The 19,200-nt window shown below is 66.9% G+C and carries 22 protein-coding genes; 12 read left to right on the top strand and 10 right to left on the bottom strand.

The features are described 5' to 3' along the window. The first annotated feature begins 144 nt into the window (after window positions 1-144). From AC1RPL_RS10635 to AC1RPL_RS10625, 3 genes are all read left to right on the top strand, one after another. The gene (locus AC1RPL_RS10635; protein ID WP_493069277.1) at window positions 145-771 is read left to right on the top strand and encodes a 50S ribosomal protein L25/general stress protein Ctc; all 627 of its coding nucleotides are present in this window, start codon (window positions 145-147) and stop codon (window positions 769-771) included. 80 nt (window positions 772-851) lie between these two features. After that, window positions 852-1,421 (top strand): aminoacyl-tRNA hydrolase, encoded by a 570-nt coding sequence (gene pth / locus AC1RPL_RS10630; protein WP_493069276.1) that lies wholly within the window; start codon window positions 852-854, stop codon window positions 1,419-1,421. A 122-nt stretch (window positions 1,422-1,543) separates the two neighbouring features. Beyond that, a complete protein-coding gene (locus AC1RPL_RS10625) occupies window positions 1,544-1,837 on the top strand; it encodes a GIY-YIG nuclease family protein (protein WP_493069275.1) in 294 nt (97 codons plus the stop codon). Between the two features lie 50 nt (window positions 1,838-1,887). Here the strand turns inward: AC1RPL_RS10625 and AC1RPL_RS10620 are convergent, their stop codons facing one another. After that, on the bottom strand, window positions 1,888-3,075 hold the full coding sequence (locus AC1RPL_RS10620; RefSeq protein ID WP_493069274.1) for a JmjC domain-containing protein: 1,188 nt from the start codon (window positions 3,073-3,075) through the stop codon (window positions 1,888-1,890). A 157-nt stretch (window positions 3,076-3,232) separates the two neighbouring features. Further along, window positions 3,233-4,261 carry a transferrin-binding protein-like solute binding protein gene (locus AC1RPL_RS10615; RefSeq protein ID WP_493069273.1) on the bottom strand — a complete coding sequence of 343 codons (1,029 nt, stop codon included), beginning with the start codon at window positions 4,259-4,261 and terminating at the stop codon, window positions 3,233-3,235. 268 nt (window positions 4,262-4,529) lie between these two features. On the opposite strand from AC1RPL_RS10615, the gene ychF reads away from it, so the two are divergent. Beyond that, entirely contained in the window at window positions 4,530-5,627 is a 1,098-nt protein-coding gene (gene ychF, locus AC1RPL_RS10610; RefSeq protein ID WP_493069272.1) for a redox-regulated ATPase YchF, read from the top strand. Next, complete coding sequence (locus AC1RPL_RS10605; protein WP_493069271.1) at window positions 5,627-6,022, top strand: OmpA family protein; 396 nt, start codon at window positions 5,627-5,629, stop codon at window positions 6,020-6,022. Before ychF ends, AC1RPL_RS10605 begins: the two co-directional genes overlap by 1 nt. On the opposite strand, the gene AC1RPL_RS10600 is transcribed toward AC1RPL_RS10605, so the two are convergent. Then, window positions 6,019-7,464, bottom strand: coding sequence for an alpha/beta fold hydrolase (locus AC1RPL_RS10600; protein WP_493069270.1), 1,446 nt, complete (start codon window positions 7,462-7,464; stop codon window positions 6,019-6,021). The two genes, AC1RPL_RS10605 and AC1RPL_RS10600, sit on opposite strands and share 4 nt — an antisense overlap. 52 nt (window positions 7,465-7,516) lie before the next feature. Further along, complete coding sequence (locus tag AC1RPL_RS10595) at window positions 7,517-7,906, bottom strand: MerR family transcriptional regulator (RefSeq protein WP_493069269.1); 390 nt, start codon at window positions 7,904-7,906, stop codon at window positions 7,517-7,519. 41 nt (window positions 7,907-7,947) lie between these two features. Here AC1RPL_RS10595 and AC1RPL_RS10590 point away from each other — a divergent pair, with 41 nt between their 5' ends. From AC1RPL_RS10590 to AC1RPL_RS10575, 4 genes are all read left to right on the top strand, one after another. Next, window positions 7,948-8,703, top strand: coding sequence for a MauE/DoxX family redox-associated membrane protein (locus tag AC1RPL_RS10590; protein ID WP_493069268.1), 756 nt, complete (start codon window positions 7,948-7,950; stop codon window positions 8,701-8,703). 2 nt (window positions 8,704-8,705) lie between these two features. Beyond that, window positions 8,706-10,037 (top strand): hypothetical protein, encoded by a 1,332-nt coding sequence (locus AC1RPL_RS10585; RefSeq protein ID WP_493069267.1) that lies wholly within the window; start codon window positions 8,706-8,708, stop codon window positions 10,035-10,037. A 39-nt stretch (window positions 10,038-10,076) separates the two neighbouring features. Next, window positions 10,077-11,348, top strand: coding sequence for an alkaline phosphatase family protein (locus AC1RPL_RS10580; protein ID WP_493069266.1), 1,272 nt, complete (start codon window positions 10,077-10,079; stop codon window positions 11,346-11,348). 189 nt (window positions 11,349-11,537) lie between these two features. Further along, the gene (locus AC1RPL_RS10575; RefSeq protein ID WP_493069265.1) at window positions 11,538-11,990 is read left to right on the top strand and encodes a MaoC family dehydratase; all 453 of its coding nucleotides are present in this window, start codon (window positions 11,538-11,540) and stop codon (window positions 11,988-11,990) included. Window positions 11,991-12,149: 159 nt separating this feature from the next. On the opposite strand, the gene AC1RPL_RS10570 is transcribed toward AC1RPL_RS10575, so the two are convergent. The 4 genes from AC1RPL_RS10570 to petA all read right to left on the bottom strand — a co-directional run bounded on the left by AC1RPL_RS10570 (window position 12,150) and on the right by petA (window position 15,444). After that, window positions 12,150-12,686, bottom strand: coding sequence for an adenine phosphoribosyltransferase (locus AC1RPL_RS10570; protein WP_493069264.1), 537 nt, complete (start codon window positions 12,684-12,686; stop codon window positions 12,150-12,152). Window positions 12,687-12,768: 82 nt separating this feature from the next. Next, complete coding sequence (locus AC1RPL_RS10565) at window positions 12,769-13,605, bottom strand: cytochrome c1 (protein WP_493069263.1); 837 nt, start codon at window positions 13,603-13,605, stop codon at window positions 12,769-12,771. A 15-nt stretch (window positions 13,606-13,620) separates the two neighbouring features. After that, window positions 13,621-14,880, bottom strand: coding sequence for a cytochrome b (locus AC1RPL_RS10560; protein WP_493069262.1), 1,260 nt, complete (start codon window positions 14,878-14,880; stop codon window positions 13,621-13,623). A 12-nt stretch (window positions 14,881-14,892) separates the two neighbouring features. Continuing rightward, window positions 14,893-15,444 (bottom strand): ubiquinol-cytochrome c reductase iron-sulfur subunit, encoded by a 552-nt coding sequence (gene petA, locus AC1RPL_RS10555; RefSeq protein ID WP_493069261.1) that lies wholly within the window; start codon window positions 15,442-15,444, stop codon window positions 14,893-14,895. A 200-nt stretch (window positions 15,445-15,644) separates the two neighbouring features. On the opposite strand from petA, the gene AC1RPL_RS10550 reads away from it, so the two are divergent. The 3 genes from AC1RPL_RS10550 to AC1RPL_RS10540 all read left to right on the top strand — a co-directional run bounded on the left by AC1RPL_RS10550 (window position 15,645) and on the right by AC1RPL_RS10540 (window position 17,661). Beyond that, window positions 15,645-16,094: a tRNA (cytidine(34)-2'-O)-methyltransferase gene (locus AC1RPL_RS10550; protein ID WP_493069260.1), complete on the top strand. Its 450-nt coding sequence runs from the start codon at window positions 15,645-15,647 to the stop codon at window positions 16,092-16,094. Next, complete coding sequence (hemF, locus tag AC1RPL_RS10545; RefSeq protein WP_493069259.1) at window positions 16,091-16,945, top strand: oxygen-dependent coproporphyrinogen oxidase; 855 nt, start codon at window positions 16,091-16,093, stop codon at window positions 16,943-16,945. Before AC1RPL_RS10550 ends, hemF begins: the two co-directional genes overlap by 4 nt. 125 nt (window positions 16,946-17,070) lie before the next feature. Then, entirely contained in the window at window positions 17,071-17,661 is a 591-nt protein-coding gene (locus AC1RPL_RS10540; protein WP_493069258.1) for a GNAT family N-acetyltransferase, read from the top strand. Here the strand turns inward: AC1RPL_RS10540 and AC1RPL_RS10535 are convergent. Both AC1RPL_RS10535 and AC1RPL_RS10530 read right to left on the bottom strand, forming a co-directional pair. Beyond that, window positions 17,634-18,350, bottom strand: coding sequence for a hypothetical protein (locus AC1RPL_RS10535; protein ID WP_493069257.1), 717 nt, complete (start codon window positions 18,348-18,350; stop codon window positions 17,634-17,636). The genes AC1RPL_RS10540 and AC1RPL_RS10535 overlap by 28 nt on opposite strands. Beyond that, window positions 18,347-19,180: a DUF7847 domain-containing protein gene (locus AC1RPL_RS10530; protein WP_493069256.1), complete on the bottom strand. Its 834-nt coding sequence runs from the start codon at window positions 19,178-19,180 to the stop codon at window positions 18,347-18,349. Before AC1RPL_RS10530 ends, AC1RPL_RS10535 begins: the two co-directional genes overlap by 4 nt. Window positions 19,181-19,200: the final 20 nt, after the last annotated feature.

Genomic DNA, 19,200 nt, shown 5'->3' with positions numbered 1-19,200 from the left:
CTCCCCGGCCCTCTCCCCGGGTGGGGAGAGGGAGAATGCGCGCCTTGCTTTTCCCGCCGCACCCCGTTATGCGCGCCCGTTCCGAGCCAGGGTCATCCCTGGAGGCCTGGCCGGGTGACTTAACTTTAGCGATTGGAACGACACATGAGCGATACGCTTACGCTGTCGGCCGAGACGCGCGAGCAGGTTGGCAAGGGAGCCTCCCGCGAGCTTCGTCGTAATGGCCGCGTCCCCGCCGTAATCTACGGCAACAAGCAGGACCCCAAGGGCATCCATGTCGAGGAGCGCGAGCTTCAGCGGCTGCTGATGACCGGGCACTTCTTCAATTCGGTCGTCATGATCAATGGCGAGCGCACCCTGCCCAAGGACGTGGCCTTCGACCCCGTCAGCGACCGTCCGGTCCATGCCGACTTCCTGCGCATCTCCGAGCACGCCAGCGTGCACGTGAACGTGCCGATCGTCTTCGCTGACGAAGAGCTGTCGCCCGGCATCAAGCGCGGCGGCGTTCTGAACATCGTCCGTCACGAACTCGACCTGGTCGTCGACGCCGCCGAGATCCCCAGCGAGATCACCATCTCGCTCAAGGGCCTCGAAGTCGGCGATTCGCTGCACATCTCGGCAGTGACCCTGCCCAAGGGTGCCAAGTCGGCGATCACCGACCGCGACTTCACCATCGCGACGATCGTTGCCCCGTCGGCGCTCAAGTCGAGCGAAGGCGACGTCCAGACCGAAGTGGCCGAAGAGGCTCCCGAGGCTGGCGAGGGCGAATAAGCCCTTCGAACTTAGCGGTTCAAAAAATCGCCTCCGCACCCCAAGGTGCGGAGGCGATTTTCGTTTGAGCAGGAATTGAGATGCAGCTGTGGGTCGGCCTGGGCAATCCGGGCCCGCAATATGCGATGCACCGGCACAATGTCGGCTTCATGGCCGTCGATGCCATCGCCGAGACCTATGGCTTCTCGGCCGAGAAGAAGCAGTTCCAGGGCTGGGTGCGCGAAGGCCGGGTGGGCAATGACAAGATCCTGCTGCTCAAGCCGGGTACGTTCATGAACGAAAGCGGCCGCTCCGTGCGCGCGGCGATGGACTTCTACAAGCTCACGCCCGAAGACGTGACGCTGTTCCATGACGAACTCGACCTGGTGCCGATGAAGGTCAAGGTGAAGCGCGGCGGCGGCACCGCGGGGCATAATGGTCTCCGCTCGACCGATGCGCATCTCGGCCCGGACTTCCGCCGGGTGCGGATCGGCATCGGCCATCCCGGGCACAAGGACCGGGTCCATGGCTATGTGCTGGGCAATTACGCCAAGAGCGAGATGGACCCGCTGGCCGACATGCTGGGCGCGATCGCGGCGGAGGCGCCGTGGCTGGCGGCGGGCGACGATGCGCGGTTCATGAGCGACGTGGCGCTAAGGTTGCAGGATTGAAGCGGGCGTCGGCGTTTTCCTCGCGAATATCGCGGCACCCCGGGTCAAGCCCCGGGGTGACGACCACTTCGGATCATCCCTGTCACCCCGGGCTTGACCCGGGGTCCCGCTTATCATGTTCTATGTGGATGCGGGGTGGCTGGGTTTACATCATGGCTGACCGCTATTGCGGCACGATGTATGTCGGCGTCACCTCCAATCTCCCAGCACGCATCTATCAGCACAGAACCGGCGACGGCTCGGACTTCTGCCGCCGCTACGGGCTCGATCGCCTGGTCTGGGCGGAGCACGCGCCTTCGATCACCGACTGCATCGCGCATGAGAAACGCGTGAAGCGTTGGCACCGCGAATGGAAATTCGCGCTGATCGAGCGCGGCAATCCGGAATGGCGCGATCTCTATGACCAGCTTGTTTGACGCAGAAGAAGCGGGACCCCGGGTCGAGCCCGGGGTGACGGAGAGGTAGGCTACAGCCCCGGGCGGTAGGGCCGGATCAGCCCTAGGCGGACCAGCAGCGCGAGCAGCGCGTCCACTTCCGCGGCCGGATGATGCGCAAAGCGTGCGCGCAGTTCCTGGGCGCTCACCGCCGGGCGGGCGAGCACATATTCGGCTGCATCGGCGATCGGGCCAAGCGCCTGCTCGCTGCCGGCGGCACGCAGCACTGCACCCGTTTCCGCCCAGGCGACGGCGCCGGCGCGATCGGTGCGCGCATAGAAATCGAGCGCCGGCCGCTCGGGCAGCGAAAGCCCGCGCCGGGGTGCGGCGAGCTGGCGCTGGCGCACCGCCACTTCCTCCAGCATCGCCCCGCTGCGCGCCAGCGCGCCCAGCCGTTCGCCCAGTGCCGCGAGCTGGGCGGCAAGCGGCGCCCCGCCCCCTTCGCGCGCATCGGAAAGATAGGCGCGGAAGGCCGGCTCGCGGATCGCCATTTCCTGGAGCAGCTCGAAGATCAGCCTGCCCGAATGGGGCGTGATCCCGAGCGTCAGGTGGAGCGATTCGGCGGAACTCGCCAGCGCGTCGTGGAAATAGCCGCGGGGGATGTAGAGTACGTCGCCGGGGCGCAGTGTCACGTCCATCAGCACCGGGCCCTTGGCGGCATCGATCCGCGCCTGGGCATCGTCGCCTTCCAGCGGCGTGAGCGGGTTCTCGGCACGGTTGGCGTAGATCCGCCAGCGCTTCTCGCCGACACAGTGGATCGCGAAGACCTCGTGCAGGTCGAGATGCGATGCAAAGGCCTGCACGCCCTGGAACGAGCAATAGAGGTTGGCCTCGACACGCGCGGCGAACTGGCGCGCCAGTCCATCGGTGAGGGCCCGGATCTCGGGGGCGACATCCTCCACCGCATCGGCGACCAGGCTGGCGCCCATGGCGAGGAACATCTCGACCTTGGCGGGATCGGCAAGCTGGCGGACGCCGCCGCGGCCGGGCACCTGGTCCATGTAGAAATCGGGCGAGACCGGCGCGCTGTTGAGCAGCAGCTTGATATGCTCCGGACCCCAATGGGTGCGCATGCCGAGCAGCTGGTTGAGCCGGGCCCAGCCGATCACCGCCTGCCGGTTCGAGCCCGCGGGCGCGGGGATATGGAGCGGCTTGCGGCCCCAATAGTCGGCAAGGAAGTGTTCGGGCGCCAGCGGCGCGATGAGCTCGGCGAAATCCACGTGCCCACGCTAGCGGGTGCGGGCGGCGGTTGTCGATGGCGCTACCGCCTCTTCCTTCGTCACCCCGCCACCAGGCCGGGGTGACGGAAGATTGGGAGCAAAGGAAAAGGGGCCCCGGCGAACCGGAGCCCCTTCCCTGTCTTTCGAAGCGGAAAGCTTACTTCTTGCCGACGATCACGCCGATCAGGCGCTGCTGGGCGCCGCCGAAGGTGCCCGTGGCGGAGAAGGCGGTGCCGACCTGCTCGGCCTGCGACCCGAAGAAGCCGCCCACCAGCGTGCCCGAGAGCGGGCTGCCGACGGTGAAGCTGCCGGTCCATTGATTCTGGGCGACCGGGATCGCGCCCGAGGCGGTGAAGGTGCCATAGGCCACCGCCGCGCCGCCGCCGGCCGGGATGGTCTGCAGCGTCAGGACCGTATCGACCTGGCCGGTGGCGAAGTTCACGCTCATCGTCACCGTGCCGGTGACCTTGTTGATCGTGGTAGTGGTGCCGATGGTGCTGATCAGGCGGCCAGTGACGGTCAGCGTGCCGTAGTTGACCGTGCCGGTGGTCGGCATGTCGGCATAGGCCGTCGCATAGCCCCAGGTGGTGTAGGTCAGGCGCTTCTGGCCCGCGGTCGAATCACCGCGCCACCAATTGGCGTAGCTCACGCGGCTCAGCGCCAGCGCGGTGTTGCTGGTGCTGGCGACGCCGGTGGTGGTGTTCGTCGTGATCACGTTGTTGAGGAATTCGCCCTGCGCGAACTTGCCCGCCGTAGTCGCATCGTCGCGACGGAAGATGAACTCGGGATTGGTCGCGATCGCATCGGCGACCACGGTCGCGGTGCAGGTCTGGCCGGTCGGCTTGCAGAAGCGCGACTCCTCGGTGCCCTCGTCCAGCACATAGGTGCCGGTGGTGAACGCCGTATCGGTGGCGAGCTTCACGCGCGCCGACGGCGTTTCGGTGCTGGCGGCACCCAGGGTGACCGCGCTGGTCGCCGGATCGCCGGTGTAGCTGGTCGCCGCGTTGAAGGTGTAGAACTCGGCCGGGGCGGTCAGCGGGAGCGACGCGTAGGTCGGCGACGCGGTGGGCGTCGGCGTCGGCGTTGCGGTCGGCGTGGGCGTCGCGGTGGAAACGTCTCCGCCGCCGCAGCCCGACAGCGCAACCGTCGCGGCAAGCGCGCTCATGAACATGTGACGGCGAATCATTCCCTGCTCCTCAAAAACACGCGGGCACCGAAAGGGCTGGCCCCTGTACCCCAGATGAACGGCCCTCAGTCAACCCAGCGAACCGGGTGATCCCGATCCTTTGCGGCACTTTGAGGGCCTTAGAAGGCGAAAGCGCGCATCGCAACTTTCTCCTCCGCTCGGACGAAGACGGAGCCGGCATGCCCGTCCCGCAAGGCCAAGCTGGCAATGCCGGCACTTTGCCTTTATCGGGCGCCTTTTCCAGACCATTGGCACAGGCAGTTTTCACATGGGTTTCCGCTGCGGCATCGTCGGCCTTCCGAACGTCGGCAAGTCCACGCTCTTCAACGCGCTGACCGAGACGGCAGCGGCACAGGCGGCGAACTATCCGTTCTGCACGATCGAGCCGAACGTCGGCAACGTCGCGGTGCCCGATGCGCGGCTGGACAAGCTGGCCGCAATTGCCGGCTCGCAGAAGATCATCGAGACGCAGCTCGGCTTCGTCGACATCGCCGGGCTGGTGCGTGGTGCCAGCAAGGGCGAAGGGCTGGGCAACCAGTTCCTCGGCAATATCCGCGAGGTCGACGCGGTCGTCCACGTCCTGCGCTGCTTCGAGAATGACGACATCCAGCATGTCGACAACAAGGTCGATCCGATCGCCGACGCGGAGACCGTGGAGACCGAGCTGATGCTCTCGGACCTCGAGAGCCTCGAGAAGCGGGTGCCGGCCTTCCAGAAGAAGGCGGCACAGGGCGACAAGGAAGCCAAGGTCGCGGCCAGCGTGCTCGGCCAGGCGCTCGACCTGCTGCGCGAGGGCAAGCCGGCGCGGCTGACCGAGCCGAAGGACGCCGATGAGGAGCGCGTGTTCCGCCAGGCGCAGCTGCTGACCAGCAAGCCGGTCCTCTATGTGTGCAACGTCAACGAGGAGGACGCGGCGAACGGCAACGCCTTCTCGGCGCGCGTGTTCGAGAAGGCCAGGGCCGAGGGCGCCGAGGCGGTAGTCGTCTCCGCCGCGATCGAGGCCGAGATCGCGACGATGCCGGTGGAGGACCGCGGCGAGTTCCTGGGCGAGCTGGGGCTGGAGGAGACCGGCCTCGCCCGCGTGATCACCGCCGGCTACAAGCTGCTGCACCTGCTGACCTTCTTCACCGTCGGCCCCAAGGAAGCGCGCGCCTGGACGGTGGACGAAGGCGCCACCGCCCCCCAGGCGGCCGGCGTGATCCACAGCGACTTCGAAAAGGGCTTCATCCGCGCCGAGACGATCGCGTTCGACGACTATATCCAGTTCAAGGGCGAGGCCGGCGCGCGCGACAGCGGCAAGCTGCGCGCCGAAGGCAAGGCCTATGTCGTCAAGGACGGCGACGTGATGCACTTCCTGCACAGCTGATGCGGTGGATCGGACTGCTCGTCCCCATGCTGGTTGCCGCTGCGCCGGCGCAGGAGGTGCAGCGCCATTCGACGGTCTATTTCGCGCCGGATTCGGTGGAAGTGGTGCCCGAGGCCGAGCCGGCGCTCGATTACATCGTCCAGGCGATGCTCGCGCATCCGCAGATGACGGCGCGGCTGTCGGGACATACCGACCGGGTGGGAAGCGCCGATTATAATCTCGCCAGGAGCCAGCGCATGGCGGCTTCGGTCGCGCGTTACCTGAGCGACCACGGCGTGCGCGAGGCGCGGATCGGCACGATCGGCCATGGCGAGGCGCGGCCGGCGGTTCCCACCGCGGACGGAGCGCGGAATCCGCTCAACCGGCGCGTGGAGATCGACCTGGTCGGCGGCTAGTTCGCCGGCAGCGCGAACTTCACCGGCGCGGCCTCGACGCGGCTGGGCAGGCCCTGCGCCGTCCCCGCCTGCAGGAAGCGCAGCGCCGCGGCGGCGACATCGGGATGATCGCGCAGCAACGGCATCGGGCCGTTATGCTGGCCGCGATGGACGAGCAGCGTGCGGGCATTGGGGAACCAGGGCAGCAGGTCGAGCAGATTCTCCATCGGCGTGTTGGCGTCCCAATCGCCCTGGACGAAGAGAACCGGCGTCTCGTCACGCACCGGCAGGCGGAAGGCGTCGCCCAGATCCGCAGTCGGCCAGGCGCCCGTGCTGGCGGTATAGGTCGCGAAGTTCCAGCGGCCGAGCATGTCGAGCGCCGGATCGCTCTCCAGCTGCGCGCGGCGGGCGGCGCTGACGCCGGTCGCCGTGTCGATCAGCGGGCCGATCAGCGACTGGGTCGCGGCCTTGCGCCCCTCCGCGACTTCGTGGGCCCATGCCTCGTAACGGCCGTTGTAGAGGTCGATCACGAAGGCGGGCCATTCGCGGGCGTTGGTCACCTTGGCGAACAGCGCCTGCTGGAAATCGCCGAGGCCAAGGACGACTTTGCCCTCCGGCAGCGCGACGGTGGCCGGCCCCTTGGCGAAGCGGTCGCGGACGGTGCGCGCGGCGGCGATCAGGCCGCCTGCAGGAATGAGCGGCTTGAGTGCGGGATCCTGCTCGGCCTCGAAGGCGACGCGCTGGAGGACGGCGAACACCTGGCTGGGCATGTCATAGCCGTTGTTCAGCGGCTCGGCGGCGGAGATCAGCGCGCGGGCGACGGTGCCGGGGTGGCGCTTGAGCACCGCGAAGCTCCACTGCGAGCCGAAGCTGGCGCCCAGCAGGCCGATCCTGGGATAGCCGAGCCCCTGGCGCACCGCGTCCACATCGTCGGCGCATTCGGCGATCGTATAGCCCGCCAGGTCGTGCCCCGGATTGGCGACGGCAGCGCCCCGGGCGAGCTTCTGCAGGATCGCGACATCGTCCTCGATCGCCGCGGGGCGGTCGAGCGGTGTCGCGGGATAGGCCAGTTCGAGCATGTCGCCGCGCAGCGTGTAGCCGCGCTGCTCGACGATCACGAGGTCGTTGGTCGCGGCGTAATCGAGCCAGCTCCTGAGGCGCCGTTTGGCCGCTGGGCTAGGGTCGCCGATCGTGTCGAGCAACGTGATGCCGGGGCCGCCGGCGAGCAGGAAGATCGGCGGCTGACCGCTGGGCTTCGCGGCCTTGATGCGCAGGATGCCGACCTTGATCCGGCGGCTGTCGGGCCTGGCGCGATTCTCGGGGACTTCGATCGCGCCGATCTCGTAACGGACCGGGCTGCCGTCCGAGGCGGTCTCGGTGCCGGTGGTGAGCGTCAATACGTCCTTTGCCAGCGCAGGCGTCGCTAGCCCGAGCGCCATCATCAACGCGAATATGAACTGCATGCCGATCCCCTCTTTTCCGGACATCGTGGCGCGGGCGAAATGAACGGCGGGTTTACCCCTCGAACGCAGCCAGGATCGGGCAAGGCCCCTTCCCGCCCTTGCCGCATTCATGCGCGAGCTTGCCCAGCGAATCGCGGGCGGCGGTGAGTTCGGCGATCTTCCGGTCGAGCATTCCGATCTGCTCGCGCGCCAACGCGCGGGCGCGAGGGCGGTCGTCGCGGGCGTCGAGTTCGAGCAACTCGGCGATCTGTTCGAGGGTGAAGCCGGCAGCCTGGGCCGAGCGGATGAACTTGAGGCGACGCAGGTCGCTGTCGTCATAGCGGCGCACGCCGGCGCCATAGCCGCGCTCGGGTTCGGCAAGCAGCCCGCGGCGCTGGTAATAGCGCACTGTCTCTACGCCGACTCCGCCTGCGTCCGCCAATTTCCCGATCGTCAGGGACATGCTTGACTCCGTACCATGGTACGGACCCTATATGGACGGGCATGACCGAGAATGCAAAGCGCGCGACGCTCTACCGCATGGTGATGCCCGATCATGTCTGCCCGTACGGCGTGAAGTCGAAATGGCAACTCGAGCGGCATGGCTATGTCGTGGACGATCGCTGGCTGACGACGCGGGCGGAGACCGACGCGTTCAAGGCCGAGCATGGCGTGCAGGCCACCCCGCAGACCTTCATCGACGGCAAAAGGATCGGCGGGAATGACGATCTGACCCGCTTCTTCGGCGGCAAGGTCGCCGAGCCGGGCGCGACCAGCTACCAGCCGGTGATCGCGCTGTTCGGGATCACCGCGGCGCTGGCGCTGGCGGCGAGCCATGCGGTGACGGGGTCGGCATTGAGCGTGCGCGCCGCCGAATGGTTCGTCAGCTTCAGCATGTGCGTGCTGGCGATGCTCAAGCTGCAGGATGTCGAGAAATTCTCGTCTATGTTCCTGAATTACGACCTGCTCGCCAAGCGCTGGGTGCCTTATGCCTATGCCTATCCCTTCCTCGAAGCGCTGGCCGGCGTGCTGATGACCGCGGGCGCGCTGACCTGGTGCGCGGCGCCGCTGGGACTGGTGATCGGCGGGATCGGCGCGGTGTCGGTGTTCAAGGCAGTCTATATCGACCGGCGGGCGCTCAAATGCGCGTGCGTGGGCGGGAGCAGCAATGTGCCGCTGGGCTTCGTCTCGCTGACCGAGAATCTGTTCATGGTGGGAATGGGTGTGTGGATGCTGGCCAAGCCGGGAATGGGGATGTGACGATGAAGATGCTGCTGCTCGCCACCGCCACTTTGCTCGCGCCCCTGCCCGCCTTCGCCCAGGATCATTCGGAGCATGCGATGCCGGGGATGGACATCCCCGCGCCGGCTCCCGCGCCCGCCCCTGCCCCGCAGGACCATGCGCTGCACGACATGGACGAGATGGAGGACCAGGGCGACTTCGTCCCCACCACCCGCCTGCGGTGGAGCGCGGCCGGATCGGGCACCTCGCGCCTGCCGGCCTCGGACGGGATGCGCGGCGGCTTCCACGTCATGACCGGCGACTGGATGCTGATGGCGATGGGATCGGCCAGCCTGGCCTATACCGACCAGGGCGGACCGCGCGGCGACGATGCGGCCTACACCGCCAACATGGCGATGTTCCAGGCGGTGCGGAGCTGGGACGGCGGGACGAAACTCACCTTCGACGTGATGGGCAGCCTCGACGCCGTCAACGGCCAGCGCGGCTATCCGAACCTGTTCGCGACGGGAGAGACCGCGCATGGCGAGGCGCTGGTCGATCGCCAGCATCCACACGACCTGTTCATGGAGATCAGCGCCCGGCTCGACGTGCCGCTGCCCGGCCCGCTGATGGGTTTCGTCTATCTCGCACCGGTGGGCGAGCCGGCGCTCGGCCCCGCGGCCTTCGTCCACCGCAAGTCGGCGAGGTACCTGCCGCTTTCGCCGATCTCGCATCATTGGTTCGACAGCACGCACATCACCTATGGCGTGGTGACCGGCGGCATCTCGGCCGGCCAAGTCCAGCTCGAGGCCTCGGCATTCCGCGGCCGCGAGCCCGACGAGAATCGCTGGGATATCGAAAGCCCAAAGCTCGACAGCTGGAGCATGCGGGCGACCTGGATGCCCTCGCCCAATTGGGTGGTGCAGGCGAGCCATGGCCGGCTGACCGATCCCGAGGCGATGCATGCCGGGCAGGACGAGAACCGCACCACGGCGAGCGTGCAATATGGCGGCGGTGGCGTCTCGGCGATGCTTGCCTTCTCGGCCAAGGACCGCGAGCCGGGCGACACGCTGACTGCCTGGATCGCCGAGGCGAACTGGGACCTGTCCCGGCATCACAGCCTGTTCGGGCGCGTGGAGAATGTCGCCAATGACGAACTCTTCCCCGATCATGCCAATCCGCTGCACGATACCAAGTTCCGGGTGACGCGGTTCGAGGGCGGATACGCCTATCGCATCCCGCTGTCCGACAAGGGCGAGGTGGCGCTGGGCGGATCGCTGGCAGCCTATGCCAAGCCGGCGGCGCTCGACGCGGCGTACGGCAAGGCGCCGCTCAGCTACACGCTATTTGCCCGGCTGGGGCTTGGCATGTAGCGTCTTCTACCAGCAACAATTGACTGGCAGGGGCCGAGCATGCGCTGGTATTCGAAGATCGCCGCCGCGGCGCTTGCCGCCGTCCTCCAGGCCTGCGCCACCGCGCCGGTCGCCGCGCCGCCGCCCGCAGTCGCGCCCGTCGTGGCCGAGCAGCGCGCGCCGGTGACGATCCTTGTCTCGATCGACGGCTTCCGGTCGGACTATCTGGGGCGCGGCGTGACGCCCAACCTGACCCGCCTTGCCACCGGCGGCGTCACTGCGCCGATGCACCCGAGCTTCCCGTCCAAGACCTTTCCCAATCACTGGACGCTGGTGACCGGCCTCTATCCCGATCACCACGGCATCACCGCCAACAAGATGGAAGACGAGGGCCGCCCCAAGGAGGTCTTCACCATGTCCACCGACGATCCCTATTGGTGGAACACCGCCGAGCCGATCTGGGTGGACGCGGAGAAGGCCGGCATCCGCAGCGCGACCGAGTTCTGGCCCGGATCCAACGTGGCGATCGGCGGGGTGAAGGCCAGCGAATGGCCCTATGCGATGCAGGGCGGCACCCGGCCGAGCGACTGGGCGCAGTTCAACCAGGTGATCAGCGGCGAGCAGCGGGTGAACGGGGTCCTCGACTGGCTGCGGCGCCCCGCGGCGATCCGCCCGAAGCTGGTGACGGTCTATTTCGACACGGTGGATACCGCCGGGCACATGTTCGGCCCGGACGACAAGCGCACCACCGATGCGGTGGCCGATATCGACGAGAGCATCGGCATGCTGGTCGACGGGCTGGCGGCGCTCGGCCAGCCGGCCAACCTGGTGATCGTTGCGGATCACGGCATGGCGCAGATCAGCAGCGCGCGGGCGGTGCAGCTGCCGATCGGGCCCGATGACGCACATGTCGTCGAAACCGGGCCCTATGCCAGCCTGATCCCCACGCCGGGCCGCGAAGCCGTGGTGGAGAAGGCGCTGCTCGGCAAGCACGCGCATTTCGAATGCTGGCGCAAGAGCGAAATCCCGGCGCGCTTCCATTATGGCACCAACCCGCGCATCCCGCCGATCTTCTGCTTGGCCGAGACCGGCTGGCAGCTGCTCGACAAGGCGCCGAGGCGCGACGAGGTGGGCGGCAATCACGGCTTCGATAACATGTCCCCCGAGATGAGCGCGCTGTTCATCGCCCATGGCCCGGCGTTCCGGATCGGCGTGCTGCCCGCCTTCACCAATGTCGATGTCTATCCGCTGCTGCGCGACCTGATCGGGCTGCCGCCCAAGGCGGGCGTGGATGGGACCGACGCGCCGTTCCGGGGCGTGCTGGCGCGTTGAACAAGCTCCCCTTCCTGGAAGGGAGGGGGCTGGGGGTGAGTGATGCACGCATTTACGGCGCCGTGCGCCCGGCCACATCAGTATCGCCAAGCCTCCACGCGCCCGTAGCCTCTCCTTCCAGGGCGGGGACCAACGGATGACGGATAGAGGGGGCTTGCGCGGGATCGGTTTTCATCCGAAACCTACTCCATGCTCTATCTCGAAGATATCCATGCCGGCATGAAGCGCAGCTTCGGCCGCTACGAAGTCACGCGCGAGGAAGTGCTCGACTTCGCGCGCAAATATGATCCCCAGCCCTTCCACCTCTCCGACGAGGCGGCGGCACAGACCCATTTCGGGCGGCTGGCGGCGAGCGGCTGGCACACGTGCGCGATGACCATGTCGATGTTCGTGGCGGAGATGGGCGTGAACCCGCAGGCAAGCCTGGGCGCAGCCGGGGTGGACGAGTTGCGCTGGCTAAAGCCGGTCTATCCGGGCGACGTGCTGCGCTGCGAGAGCGAGATACTGGAAGTGAAGCCGTCGCGCAGCCGCCCGGAAATGGGCAGCCTGCGTACCCAGACGACGACGTTCAACCAGCATGACGAGCCGGTGCTGCGCTTCATCGCGCTGGCGCTGATGCGGCGGCGGCCGGCGGAGGGCTGAGGGCCTTCACTCCCCTCCCTGCAAGGGAGGGGTCGGGGGTGGGTTGCGAGCGGAGCGAGCCCAACGAGCCGGTGGCAGAATAGAAAAGGCCGGGCATCGAGCCCGAGCTTTCCTAACCCACTCCTATTCCCCTCCCTTGCAGGGAGGGGAATAGGGAACTTAGTGCCCCTCGAACGCCACCAGCGCGTTCACCGCGACGCCGTCGCTGCGCAGCGCGTCGGCGCCGCCCAGATCGGGCAGGTCGACCACGAACGAGGCCTGGACCACCTCCGCCCCTGCCTTGCGCAGCAGGCGGACCGCGGCGCGGGCGGTGCCGCCGGTGGCGATGAGGTCGTCGACCAGCAGCACGCGGGCGCCGGGGGCACAGGCATCGGCGTGGATGGCGATGCGGTCGGTGCCATATTCCAGCGCATAATCCTCGGCGATCGTCGCGCCCGGCAGCTTGCCGTCCTTGCGGATCAGCAGCATGCCCGCGCCAAGCTGCACCGCCAGCGCCGCACCGAACAGGAAGCCGCGCGCCTCGATGCCCGCGACCAGGTCGATCGGCCCCGCCACTGCCTGCGCCATGCGGTCGACGCTGAGCTTCAGCCCCTCGGCATCGAGCAGCAGCGTGGTGATGTCGCGGAACAGGATGCCCGGCTTGGGGAAGTCGGGGATGGTACGGATGCGCTGCCGGATATCGTCATTCTCTGCCATCGAAACCCAAGCCTTCTTGCCAAAAAATATCCCGCCCGGGCTGCCCCGGGCGGGATCCAAACCTTCCGCGTTGCCGCGGCTATCAGTGCTTCACGTTCGCCCAGACGACGCGGTAGGCGCTATATGCGAGGATCGTCGCCAGCAGCAGGAAGCCGAGCACGACGAAGCCCACCATGCGGCGCGTCTCGAGCGTCGGCTCCGCCGTCCAGACGAGGAACGCCGAGACGTCCTGTGCCATCTGGTCCTTGGTCGCGCGGGTGCCGTCCGCATAGGTCACCTGCCCGTCCGAGACGAGCGGCGGCGGCATCGCGATGTTGAGGTTCGCGAAATAGGGATTGAAGTGCATCCCGTCCGGCGTCTTGGCGAAGTCCGGGAACTTCTTCACGGCCTCGGCCGAAGGCTTCTCGTCATAGCCGGTCAGCAGCGAGTGGACATAGGCCGCGCCGTCATGCCGCGCCTTGGTGATCAGGCTGAGGTCCGGCGGCGTGCCGGTGCCGGGATAATAGGCCTTGGGGAAGCGATCCGACGGCAGGTTGTCGCGCTCGCCCCAGGTGCCGGCCTTTTCGTCGAACGCCGGCTGCTTGATCGCCCAGTCCTTGGCGATCTTCTTCACCTCGGGATCGGTATAGCCGAGGTCCTTCAGGTTGCGGAAGGACACCAGGCTGAGCGAGTGGCAGACCGAGCAGACTTCCTTGTAGACTTGGAAGCCGCGCTGGAGCTGCTGGCGGTCGAACTTGCCGAGCGGCCCGTCCGACGCGAGGTGCAGCTCCTTGGGATGCTTGTGCATCGCATGCTCGGCGGTTTCCGCGGCGGGTTCGGTGACGACCCCCACCACGGTCCAGAGCAGCGCCCAGAGAAGCACGCCGACAAAGGCGCCGCCGACCAGGAACTTGATCGATTTGATGAACAGCGAAGTCATTGTTCCCAGTCCCCCTTACGCGCCGGTCTTGGCCAGCACGGCCTCGGTGATCGAGTTGGGCAGCGGCTTCGGCGTCTCGTACATCGAGATCAGCGGAACGATGATCAGGAAGTGCGCGAAATAATAAGCCGCCGCGATCTGGCTGAGGATCACGTAGAGCGGCTCGGCCGGCGAGCCGCCGCAATAGCCGAGCACCAGCACGTCCGCCACGAGCACCCAGAAGGCGATCTTGTATGCCGGGCGATAGGAGCCCGAGCGTACCGGCGACTTGTCCAGCCAGGGCAGGAAGAACAGGATCAGGATCGAGCCGAACATCGCCAGCACGCCCCACAGCTTCGCCGGCAGGATGAAGTCCGACGTGCAGGCGCGCAGGATCGCGTAGAACGGCCAGAAATACCATTCGGGGACGATGTGCGCCGGCGTGGAGAGCGGGTTGGCCGGGATGTAATTGTCCGGATGGCCCAGATAGTCCGGCGCGAAGAAGATCAGCGCGGCGAACACGAACAGGAACACCAGCACGCCGACGCCGTCCTTGGCCGTGTAATACGGATGGAACGGCACGGTATCCTGCTCGCCCTGCACTTCGACGCCCGTCGGGTTCGACGAGCCCGGGATGTGCAGCGCCCAGATGTGCAGGATCACCGCACCTGCCACCACGAACGGCAGCAGATAGTGGAGGGAGAAGAAGCGGTTCAGCGCGGCATCGTCCGGCGCATAGCCGCCGAGCAGCCAGATGCGAATCCAGTCGCCGACCACGGGGATCGCCGAGAAGAAGCCGGTGATCACCTGCGCCCCCCAGAAGCTCATCTGCCCCCAGGGGAGCACATAGCCCATGAAGGCCGTCGCCATCAGCAGCAGGAAGATGACCACGCCGAGCAGCCACACCATCTCGCGCGGCGCCTTGTACGACCCGAAATACAGGCCGCGGAACATGTGGATGTAGATCACGATGAAGAACATCGAGGCGCCGTTCGCGTGGGCGAAGCGCAGGAACCAGCCCGCGTTCACGTCGCGCATGATGCCGACATTCACCGAATCGAAGGCGCCCGCGGCCGACGAATGGAAGTGCATCGCCAGCACGATGCCGGTGATCAGCTGGCAGACCAGCGCCACGCCGGCGAGCACGCCGAAGTTCCACCAGTAATTCAGGTTGCGCGGCACCGGGTAACCGGCGCCGACGGCGTTGTAGACGAAGCGCGGCAGGGGCAGACGCGAGTCCACCCACTGCATCACCGGGTTCTTCGGCTCATAATGCTTGGCCCAGGGAAAGCTCATCGCGCTATATCCTCACCCAACCACGACGACAGAGTCGGACGTGAAGTTATATTTCGGAACCTCGAGGTTCTTCGGCGCAGGGCCCTGGCGGATGCGGCCGGCGGTATCATAGGCCGAGCCGTGGCACGGGCAGAAATAGCCGCCGAACGGACCGCGGCTCTCGCCCTCGCCCGCACCCAGCGGCACACAGCCGAGATGGGTGCACACGCCCAGCGTGATCAGCCAGTTCTTGTGGTCCTTCGCCGTGCGCTGTTCCAGCGTCTGCGGATCGCGCAGGCTGGAGACCGGCACCGCATCCGCCTCGGAGATTTCCTTCGGCGTCAGGTTGCGCACAAACAGCGGCTGCTTGCGGAAGCTCGTCTTGATCGCCTGTCCCGGCTCGATCTTCGACACGTCCACCTCGGTGGTGGCCTGTGCGAGCACATCGGCGGACGGGTTCATCGAATTGATCAGCGGAAGCACCGCGACGCCTGCACCAACAGCGGCCACCGAGACGGCGGCATATTGGAGATAATCGCGCCGACGGGGGTTTGCAGGACCGTCCGGATCGCCTTCAAAAGCCATGTTTACCCCTTGCACTTCGAACTTGCCGCGACGGATGCGCGGGTAGGACGGACGCATACACGGGCGCTAAGGCCCCCCTCGTAGCCGCTCGGTGTCTCCCGAATAGGCTAGCTGGCCTGATAGACGCGGCCCAAGCGCTTCGGCAACAGGGATTTTGAGCGACTTGTTACGCCGGGCAAGTCAGCGCTAGGAGCAACGCCATGCGACTAGCCCTGTTCGAGCCCGATATTGCCGGCAATGTAGGTGCCGTGCTGCGCCTCGGCGCCTGTTTCGGCGCGCCCGTCGATCTGATCGAACCGATGGGATTCGCGTGGAACGATGCCGCGCGCCGGCGCGCGGCGATGGATTATGGCGAGATCGCCGAAGTCGAGCGCCACGCCGATTTCGGTGCCTTCGCCGAAAAGCTCACCGGCCGCGTGGTGCTGTTCAGCACCAAGGGCGCTATCCGGCTCGACGAAGCGAGCTTCCAGCCGGGCGACACCTTGCTGTTCGGCTCCGAAAGCCGCGGCGCCCCCGATTTCGTGCACGATCGCGCGGATTTGATCGTGCGCATACCGCTGCGTGCCGGACTGCGCTCCTTGAATCTCGCGGTATCGGCGGGCATCGGGCTCGCCGAGGCACTCCGCCAGACACGAGGATTTCCGGAATGATCGAGCTCGACCAACAGCAGCAGCGTGCGCGCACCTGGTTCGAGAGCCTGCGCGACGCGATCTGCGCCGAATTCGAAGCGATCGAGGCCGAGGCGGGATCGGACGCGAAGTTCGAATACACGCCCTGGGACCGCACCGATCCGTCGGGCGCCCCCGGTGGTGGCGGCGTGCGCGGGGTGATCAAGGGCAAGGTGTTCGAGAAGGCGGGCGTCAACGTCTCGACCGTCGGCGGCAGCTTCGAGGGCGATTTCGCCAAGACGATCCACGGCGCCGGCGACAATCCCAATTTCTTCGCCACCGGGATCAGCCTGGTCGCGCACATGGCCAATCCGCATGTGCCGGCAGTGCACATGAACACGCGATTCCTGGTCACCACCAAACGCTGGTTCGGCGGCGGCGCCGACCTCAACCCGCCTTTGCCCTATGCCGAGGACACGGAGGAATTCCACGCGGTGATGAAGGCGGCATGCGACCAGCACGACCCGCAGCATTATCCGCGCTTCAAGGCCTGGGCCGACGAATATTTCTACATCCCCCACCGCAAGGTGCATCGCGGCGTCGGCGGGATCTTCTACGATCACCTGGAGGGCGCCGGGGAGGAAGGCTGGGAGGCGAACTTCGCCTTCACCCAGGATGTCGGCCGCGCGTTCCTGGATGCCTTCCCGCGCATCGTCCGCCGGCGGATGGGCCTGAACTTCACCGAGGCGGAGCGCCAGCAGCAGCTCGAATGGCGCGGCCGCTATGCCGAGTTCAACCTGATCTATGACCGCGGCACGCTGTTCGGCCTGAAGACCGGCGGCAATATCGATGCGATCCTGATGAGCCTGCCGCCCGTCACTGCATGGTCGTGATTTCTTCTTTTCCGTCATCCCCGCGAAAGCCGGGGCCCAGGGTAACGGGCCGCGTCGCTTTTGGGCTCTGGGTCCCGGCTTTCGGATGACGGAAGGGAAAATGGGATGACGGACAGGGACAGCGCATGGGCCTGATCCCGGTCGCCAACGACCAGATCGCCACCGTCGTGACCGCGCTGGAGATGCTGGCGCGGCCACGGCCGCGGCCCCTGCCCGATTCACCCTTGCGACTCGTGCGCTGGAACGTGCCCGATCCGGCCAAGTACCGCGCGCTGTTCCGCCGCGTCGGCGAGCCCTGGCTGTGGTTCTCGCGGCTGGTGATGGACGAGGAGCGGCTGGCTTCGATCATCCAGGACCCGAAGGTGCACGTCTTCGCGGTGGTCGACCGCGCCGGGATCGAAGTCGGCATGCTCGAGCTCGATTTCCGGGCCGAGGGAGTCTGCGAGCTGGGGTTCGTCGGGCTAGTGCCCGAGCTGGCGGGCAAGGGCCATGGCAGCTGGCTGATGGCGCATGCGCTGATGCTTGCCTGGGCACCAGGGATCGGCCGGGTCTGGGTGCATACCTGCACGCTCGATCATCCGGGCGCTTTGGGTTTCTACCGCAAGCACGGCTTCGTGCCCTATAAGCGCACCGTCGAGACCTTCGCCGATCCGCGACTGGCGGGCGTGCTCGCCGCCGATGCCGCGCCTCAGATCCCCTGCTTGATCGCGCGATAGGCCCCGGCCTGGAGCAGGAGCTGGGCGATCCCGGCCGCCGCGCTGAGCGTCGCCGCGCAGACCGCCGTGACCACCACGCCGATCGTGCCCGCCGATTCGAGCCCGAGCAGCAGCGTGCCGACGACCTGGGTGATCAGATAGAAGGGCAGCACCACGCTCATCCCCAGCGCGAACAGGCGCCAGCCCAGGCCGTGGCTGCGCTTCAGGCCCTCGATGAAACCATCGACCACGCCGTGCTGCGGCTCCGCCACGATCACCGCCCAGACGAGGTAGCAGCGGCCAAAGGCGTACATGCCGGGGAAGAAGAACAGCAGGAACCCGCCGCCGATCAGCACCGCGCTGCCGATCATCGCCACGAGCAGCGCTGGGATCAGCCGCACCACCGCGCCGATCGCCTGCCCCACCGTCGGCCGCGAGCCGTCGAGCAACAGCCGCAGGACCAATGCGCTCCCGAAGAACTGGATCAGCAGCGAGCCCAGCACCCAGAAGCTGTTGGCGGCATACCAGTCTGCCAGGACGCGGTAGAGCGCCTGGTCGGTCAGGGCCTTGAGATCGGGCATGGTGACGAACAGGTTGAAGGCGAAGACGGGGATGAAGAAGAATATCCCCATCACCGCCAACAGCACTTCGCGATTGGCGCGCCACATCGCGCCGGCGTCGGCGAAGACCGCACTGAAACGCAGGTTCATGCGCTGATCACGCCCTCGCGCAACCCGGCCTCTGCCGTGAGGGCGAGGTAAAGCTTGGCAGTGAAGGCGGGGACCAGCACGGTGAAGCCGGTCTGCACCGCGGCGGCGACGATCGACGTCAGGATACCTGCGAGCGAAAGGCCGTCCGCAGGCCCGCCGACGACGAGCGTGAAGATGCTGCCGAACACCATGTTGGCGGCAAGCACCGAAACCAGGCAGACCATGCCGAAGAGCAAGGTCACGCCGATAATCCGCCAGGTCATTCCGCGTGTGAGCTTCCATGACTGGCGCAGCGCGGAAAACATCCGCTTCTCGCGCACGATCACCGGCGTGGTGACGAACAGGCGCGCGCTGAGCCAGAGCAGCAGCCCGCCAAGGAACAGCAGATAAAAAGCGATACCGAAGCCCATGCCGGAAGAAATCCCGGTAACTTCGCCGCGCGCTATCGCGACCATGTCATAGCCGCCGAGTTGGAGCGCGATCGGGACCGGCAACACGAGCACGGCCATCCCGACGAACAGCGCCACCGAGACGATCAGCGCGGGCAATAGCCGCGCGCGCCCGATCGCGCCGGGCGCGCGGCCCTCGTTGATGTCGAGCGCCATCGCGGCGATGGTGAGCGAACCCCACAGCGACAGGATGCTGAAGGCGAACTGGAGGAGATAGATCGCCAGCATGAACCCAGGGCTCGCACCGGTCTTCACCGACTGGAAGCTGCCCTGGATCGAGGTCGGCACGAAAAAGGCGAGCAGCGCCACGGGCAGGACCGCGCCGAGATTGTCGCTCAAAAACTCCGCCGTCCGATCCCAGACGGTGCCCATCTTCGCCATGCGCCCCATGTCCTCCCTTT

Source organism: Sphingomonas sp. GW821-FHT12D09 (genome assembly GCF_058807215.1).
The sequence above is the reverse complement of the archived record's forward strand: the minus strand, read 5'-3'. Positions and strand labels throughout refer to the sequence as shown.

Coding starts and splice junctions, on each gene's coding strand:
- AC1RPL_RS10565 (WP_493069263.1), bottom strand. CDS start 13,605: ATGACTTCGCTGTTCATCAAATCGATCAAGTTCCTGGTCGGCGGCGCC.
- AC1RPL_RS10600 (WP_493069270.1), bottom strand. CDS start 7,464: ATGCAGTTCATATTCGCGTTGATGATGGCGCTCGGGCTAGCGACGCCT.
- hemF (WP_493069259.1), top strand. CDS start 16,091: ATGATCGAGCTCGACCAACAGCAGCAGCGTGCGCGCACCTGGTTCGAG.
- AC1RPL_RS10575 (WP_493069265.1), top strand. CDS start 11,538: ATGCTCTATCTCGAAGATATCCATGCCGGCATGAAGCGCAGCTTCGGC.
- AC1RPL_RS10530 (WP_493069256.1), bottom strand. CDS start 19,180: ATGGCGAAGATGGGCACCGTCTGGGATCGGACGGCGGAGTTTTTGAGC.
- ychF (WP_493069272.1), top strand. CDS start 4,530: ATGGGTTTCCGCTGCGGCATCGTCGGCCTTCCGAACGTCGGCAAGTCC.
- AC1RPL_RS10590 (WP_493069268.1), top strand. CDS start 7,948: ATGACCGAGAATGCAAAGCGCGCGACGCTCTACCGCATGGTGATGCCC.
- pth (WP_493069276.1), top strand. CDS start 852: ATGCAGCTGTGGGTCGGCCTGGGCAATCCGGGCCCGCAATATGCGATG.
- AC1RPL_RS10625 (WP_493069275.1), top strand. CDS start 1,544: ATGTGGATGCGGGGTGGCTGGGTTTACATCATGGCTGACCGCTATTGC.
- AC1RPL_RS10595 (WP_493069269.1), bottom strand. CDS start 7,906: ATGTCCCTGACGATCGGGAAATTGGCGGACGCAGGCGGAGTCGGCGTA.
- AC1RPL_RS10635 (WP_493069277.1), top strand. CDS start 145: ATGAGCGATACGCTTACGCTGTCGGCCGAGACGCGCGAGCAGGTTGGC.
- AC1RPL_RS10560 (WP_493069262.1), bottom strand. CDS start 14,880: ATGAGCTTTCCCTGGGCCAAGCATTATGAGCCGAAGAACCCGGTGATG.
- AC1RPL_RS10535 (WP_493069257.1), bottom strand. CDS start 18,350: ATGAACCTGCGTTTCAGTGCGGTCTTCGCCGACGCCGGCGCGATGTGG.
- petA (WP_493069261.1), bottom strand. CDS start 15,444: ATGGCTTTTGAAGGCGATCCGGACGGTCCTGCAAACCCCCGTCGGCGC.
- AC1RPL_RS10615 (WP_493069273.1), bottom strand. CDS start 4,261: ATGATTCGCCGTCACATGTTCATGAGCGCGCTTGCCGCGACGGTTGCG.
- AC1RPL_RS10550 (WP_493069260.1), top strand. CDS start 15,645: ATGCGACTAGCCCTGTTCGAGCCCGATATTGCCGGCAATGTAGGTGCC.
- AC1RPL_RS10580 (WP_493069266.1), top strand. CDS start 10,077: ATGCGCTGGTATTCGAAGATCGCCGCCGCGGCGCTTGCCGCCGTCCTC.
- AC1RPL_RS10605 (WP_493069271.1), top strand. CDS start 5,627: ATGCGGTGGATCGGACTGCTCGTCCCCATGCTGGTTGCCGCTGCGCCG.
- AC1RPL_RS10540 (WP_493069258.1), top strand. CDS start 17,071: ATGGGCCTGATCCCGGTCGCCAACGACCAGATCGCCACCGTCGTGACC.
- AC1RPL_RS10585 (WP_493069267.1), top strand. CDS start 8,706: ATGAAGATGCTGCTGCTCGCCACCGCCACTTTGCTCGCGCCCCTGCCC.
- AC1RPL_RS10570 (WP_493069264.1), bottom strand. CDS start 12,686: ATGGCAGAGAATGACGATATCCGGCAGCGCATCCGTACCATCCCCGAC.